The 4,614-nt window shown below is 71.0% G+C and carries 6 protein-coding genes; 3 read left to right on the top strand and 3 right to left on the bottom strand.

What is annotated here, in order from left to right; genetic code table 11:
- Positions 1–195: 195 nt before the first annotated feature.
- From KBX53_RS23180 to KBX53_RS23170, 3 genes are all read left to right on the top strand, one after another.
- Positions 196–1,278, top strand: a complete 1,083-nt coding sequence (locus KBX53_RS23180) for a PIN domain-containing protein (protein WP_030335936.1) — start codon at positions 196–198, stop codon at positions 1,276–1,278.
- 279 nt (positions 1,279–1,557) lie between these two features.
- Positions 1,558–1,779 (top strand): hypothetical protein, encoded by a 222-nt coding sequence (locus tag KBX53_RS23175; protein WP_030335934.1) that lies wholly within the window; start codon positions 1,558–1,560, stop codon positions 1,777–1,779.
- Between the two features lie 203 nt (positions 1,780–1,982).
- A complete protein-coding gene (locus tag KBX53_RS23170; protein WP_210861615.1) occupies positions 1,983–2,141 on the top strand; it encodes a hypothetical protein in 159 nt (52 codons plus the stop codon).
- A 206-nt stretch (positions 2,142–2,347) separates the two neighbouring features.
- On the opposite strand, the gene KBX53_RS23165 is transcribed toward KBX53_RS23170, so the two are convergent.
- The 3 genes from KBX53_RS23165 to KBX53_RS23155 form a co-directional block, all read right to left on the bottom strand.
- Positions 2,348–2,896: a DUF1062 domain-containing protein gene (locus KBX53_RS23165; protein ID WP_210861613.1), complete on the bottom strand. Its 549-nt coding sequence runs from the start codon at positions 2,894–2,896 to the stop codon at positions 2,348–2,350.
- A 221-nt stretch (positions 2,897–3,117) separates the two neighbouring features.
- Complete coding sequence (locus tag KBX53_RS23160) at positions 3,118–4,179, bottom strand: Gfo/Idh/MocA family oxidoreductase (protein WP_030335930.1); 1,062 nt, start codon at positions 4,177–4,179, stop codon at positions 3,118–3,120.
- 99 nt (positions 4,180–4,278) lie between these two features.
- The coding region (locus tag KBX53_RS23155) for a helix-turn-helix transcriptional regulator (RefSeq protein ID WP_210861611.1) at positions 4,279–4,614 on the bottom strand (336 nt) is incomplete at its 5' end.

Below are 4,614 nucleotides of genomic sequence, written 5' to 3'. Positions count from 1 at the left end.
GTGGTGGAGGTCCGCCCGGCGCCCCCGACGCCCGACATTGATCGTCATGATGCAGCACCGAACATGGCACTGCAAGACACCTATCGAACAACGAAAATAAACGACTATAAGGCCGCAAGAAATGGACGGTTGTCGAGTTGAGGTGTCGCGCGTCGCCCGCCCCGACCAGCTCGCGCCCGGCGTAGGCTGATCCGCGTGGATCAAGAAGACCGGATCGCCCTCTTTCTCGACTACGAGAACCTCGCGCTGGGCGCGCGTGACCATCGCGGCGGCGTAGCCTTCGACTTCCGGCCCATCGCCGACGCGTTGGCCGAACGGGGCCGGGTGGTGGTCCGCCGGGCGTACGCCGACTGGTCCTACTTCGACGAGGACCGCCGGATGCTCACCCGCTCCCACGTCGAGCTGATCGAGATCCCGCAACGGATGGGCGCCTCCCGCAAGAACGCCGCGGACATCAAGATGGCCGTCGACGCGATCGAGTTGGCGTTCGAACGCGAGTACATCTCCACCTTCGTGATCTGTAGCGGTGACAGCGACTTCACCCCGCTGGTGCACAAGCTGCGGGAGCTGAACAAGCGGGTCATCGGCGTCGGGGTCGAGGGGTCCACCTCGGGGCTGCTGCCCCCGGCGTGCGACGAGTTCCTCTACTACGACCGGCTGGAGGGCGTGGACATCCCGCCGGCTCGTGGTGGGCGCGCGCGTTCCGCCGCCCGGCAGGCCGGCGCGGAACAGCGCCCGCCCGAGCCGGAGCAGGAGGTGGACCGTCGACCGCAGGAGGCGGAGCCCGACCGGGACGCGGACGCGCTCGCCGTACAGGTCGCCCAGTCGGTCGCCGGCCTGCAGGGCAGCGCCAACGGTGAGGTCACCGCGTCCCGGCTCAAGCGCACCCTGCTGCGCAAGGACCCGACCTTCAGTGAGTCCGACTACGGCTTCCGCACCTTCGGTGAGCTGCTGCGCCACCTCGCCGAACGCAACGTGATCGAGCTGGCCGAGGGGCCGGCCAAGGGTGACCCCGAGGTGTCGCTGCCCGAGCACGGCGACCGCGAGGTGGCGTTCGGCCTACTCCGGGGCGTCGTGGCGGACCTGGGCAGCGGCGGCAACCCGGTGGCGCTGTCCGGGCTGAAGAACCAGGTACGCCGGGCCCGCCCAGACTTCAGCGAGAAGAAGCTCGGCTACCGCAGCTTCCTGCAGTTCTGCAAGGCCGCCGCCACCGCCGGCGTACTGGACCTCCGCTGGAGCCCCGAAGCCGACGACTACCTCCTGACAACCCACCCCTGACCCGCTGCCCCTGCCCTCCCTTGTTGATCAAGATGTTTGCGTCATCGAGGGCGCGATTGGTGACGAAAAGTTCTTGATCAACAGCGGTGGGTGGTGGGAGTTGCGGGGGCGGGGCAGGGTGGGGTTCTCCTGATGCGCAACTCAGGAGCGGGAGAACCGCCCGTTATGGTTTCGAACCGTCAACGGTTGGGCGGAAATGCGCCCGGATTGTCACCCTTGCCCCGGTCCGGTCATACCTGCGCCGTACCCTCGGCGCGGGAATTGCTATACGGTCGGCGAATGAAGGTGGAGGAGCACTGGTGGAACGGAGACACGACCCCGCGCGGGCGCCGGGACGTGTACATCCGTACTGACGGGCAGGGTTGGGAGGTCCGCGCCCAGATCGGTGGGGCGTCGGGTCGTGAGCGGGTGCAGCAGTGCCCCAGCCGGGCCTCGGCGGCCATCCTCGCCGACGCCTGGCGCGGCACCCACCCATCCTGGCGCGAGCTGAAGCAGCGCTGATCCGGCACCGGGCCGGGTCGGCAACGCTCCCGGGTTCCAGCCCGGCGCGCCCGCCGACCGGCCCGGCGCTCGGTACGTCGGTGCCGACAGCGCGCAGCGGTCACCCACCGGCCACGCCGCCTCAAGAGCGGGCGGGCCCTCGTGTCCCCGCCGTCAGTTCGGGTACTCGCAGGGCTGCCGGTCGCGCCCGATGGAGGTCGCCCATGTCGCAGGGCCCCGACGAGGAGAACAGCAGGCTCGACGAGGAGATCCGGGAGGCCGAGCGCCGGCTCGCCGACCTCACCACCTCGTCCGACGACGCGCTCACCGACGACGACGCCCGGGCACCGGACGACGCCCCCTCGGAGAGCAACGCCGACTAGGGCCTGTTTCATAAGGGCGGTCGAGCCGAGGCGGAGTCCGGGCGGCGATCCGGCAAGGCGCGGTTTCGTCCGGATACCGGTTTCGTATCCGGACGAAACCGCAACGCCGCCGGTCGTCGTCCGGGCCCGCCGCAGGCCGGCCAGTTCTTATGAAACAGGCCCTAGGGGCCTGCCCGGCGTCATGCCGGACAGACCCCGAGGACGGGTCAGCGTTTCAGCGTGAAGGTGAAGTCGCCGGAGAGCTTGCCGCTCAACCGGGCCGCCGAAACAACCTTCCCCTCCGTGATGAGTCGGCTGACCTCGCCCCTCGACAGACCGCAACCGTCGGCGATCAGCCGGGTCGGCCGGACCGGGATCCGTGCCGCGTTGCGGACCGCGACGTCGAGCACGTCACAGTCCAGGTGATCCGATCCGGCGGTGTCGAGACGCCAGGCGTCGGTCCAGTCCAGGGTGAACCGGTTGCGGTGCTGAACGTCCGGATCCTGGAGCAGTTCGGCGGCCAGGCCGGGGTCGTTGGCATGGAGCCGGTCCAGCATCTCGGGTGGGATGGTGCGCACGGTCATCCGCTCCAGGACGGTGAGCTTCGCCGTCTCCCCGCACTCGGTACAGAGCGCGAGCAGCCAGGTATCGATGAGCTTGTGGTTGGCGTTGACCCGGAACTTGCCGCTCGCCCGAAGGCGCTGGGACGCGCACCCGTGGCAACGGCGGCGAATGATGGGCAGGCAGGTGGGCACGACGGCCCAATTGATGAGCACAGAGGTACACCGGTTTCAGTGAGAAGTCCGCAGCAAAAAGGAGCGCGGCGCACAGGCGCGACGCGCGACAGATCAGCTCTCGGGAGGTCTCACAGGGTGTACAACGGCACGTCCTTGCCTAGACGACCTGTTGCGCAGCACGGTAACGGCGCACGGCGGCGCCGCTCCACCGGTTTTCCGCGTACGCCTCAGCAGCCCAGGTGACGGGACGTGCGAACCGGTCAGACGGTCGGGACCGGCAGCACCACGCCCTCGGCCGCCGACCGGTGCGCCAGCTCGATCAGCTCGACCGTGTGGACCGAGTCCCGTGGGTCCACCGGCATCGGTGTGCCGTCGCGCAACGCGGCCGCCACCTGTGCGTAGAAACTCTGGTACGCGCCCGGCGCGGTCGGCACCGGCCGCAGGTCACCGTCGACACCGAGCAGGCCGTAGCGCTCCGGCGGGACCTCGCCCCAGCCCGGCTGGTCCGGTCGGCCGCCGTCGTGCAGCGCCGCCTCCTGCACGTCCAGCCCGTAGCTGGTGTAGCCGGCCCGATCGCCCAGCACCCGCAGGCGCGGCCCGAGCTGAGCGGTCACCGCGCCCATCCACAGGTGCGAGTGGACCCCGTTGGCGTGGGTCAACGCCACGAAGGCGTCGTCGTCGACGGCTGCGCCCGCGCGGCGACGGTCCACCTCCGCGTAGACGCGGTCGACCCGGCCGAACAGCTGCACCGCCTGGTCGACGAGGTGGGCGCCGAGGTCGAAGAGGGCACCACCGGCCTCCTCCGGGCCGGCGAGCTCCCGCCAGCCCGGCTTGATGGTCGGGCGGAACCGCTCGAACCGGGACTCGAAGCGCAGCACCCGCCCCAACTCGCCCCGCTCGACCAGGTGGCGGACGGTCAGGAAGTCGCCGTCCCAGCGGCGGTTCTGAAAGACCGTCAGCGGCACCCCGCGCTCGGTCGCCTCGTCGACCAGCGTGCGGCCCTCCGCGGCGGTCGGGGAGAGGGGCTTGTCGACGACGACTGGCAGGCCGGCGGCGAGCGCCGCGCGCGCCATCGGCACGTGCTGCCGGTTCGGCGTCGCCACCACGACCAGGTCCAGGTCAGCAGGGGTACGCCACAGCTCGTCGGCGTCGTCGACCAGGCGGGCGTCCGGGAAGTGCTGTCGGGCCTGCTCGCGCCGCTGCGGATCACGGGTCACGATGGCGTCGAGCCGCAGGCCCGGGGTCGCGGCGATCAGCGGCGCGTGGAACACCCGGCCCGCCAGCCCGTACCCCAGCAGACCAACCCGCAGCGCCTTCGCCATGCCGTGCCCCCGTCTCCCCGGGCCGTGCCCTGGTGACGGCGGCCCCGCTGATCGAATCTACGCCCCGGGCGGTCGTGCCCGGTCGCGGCCCGGCGCTGGTCAGCTTGCGGCGTCGGCGCGCAGGTAGGTGAGGACCGCGAGCACCCGGCGGTTGGTGTCGTCGCTGGGCGGCAGGTCGAGCTTCACCAGGATGTTGCCGACGTGCTTGCCGACCGCCGCCTCGCTGACGTGCAGGCGGCCGGCGATCGACGCGTTGGAGCGCCCCTCGGCGAGCAGCGCCAACACCTCGCGCTCCCGGGCGGACAGCGCGGCGAGCGGATCGCGGGGGCGGTGCAGAAGCTGCCGGACCACGTCCGGGTCGATGGCCGTGCCGCCGTCGGCGACCCGGCGCAGCGTGTCGACGAACTCGGTGACCTCGGCGACGCGGTCCTTGAG

Source organism: Micromonospora sp. M51 (assembly GCF_018070305.1).
In the GTDB taxonomy this organism is placed as follows: Bacteria; Actinomycetota; Actinomycetes; order Mycobacteriales; family Micromonosporaceae; genus Micromonospora; species Micromonospora parva.
This window is presented reverse-complemented; position numbering and strand designations above follow the sequence as displayed.

Bases quoted from the DNA above. Each gene is read 5' to 3' on its own strand.
- KBX53_RS23160 (WP_030335930.1), bottom strand. From the start codon at position 4,179: ATGGCGAAGGCGCTGCGGGTTGGTCTGCTGGGGTACGGGCTGGCGGGC.
- KBX53_RS23175 (WP_030335934.1), top strand. From the start codon at position 1,558: ATGAAGGTGGAGGAGCACTGGTGGAACGGAGACACGACCCCGCGCGGG.
- KBX53_RS23170 (WP_210861615.1), top strand. From the start codon at position 1,983: ATGTCGCAGGGCCCCGACGAGGAGAACAGCAGGCTCGACGAGGAGATC.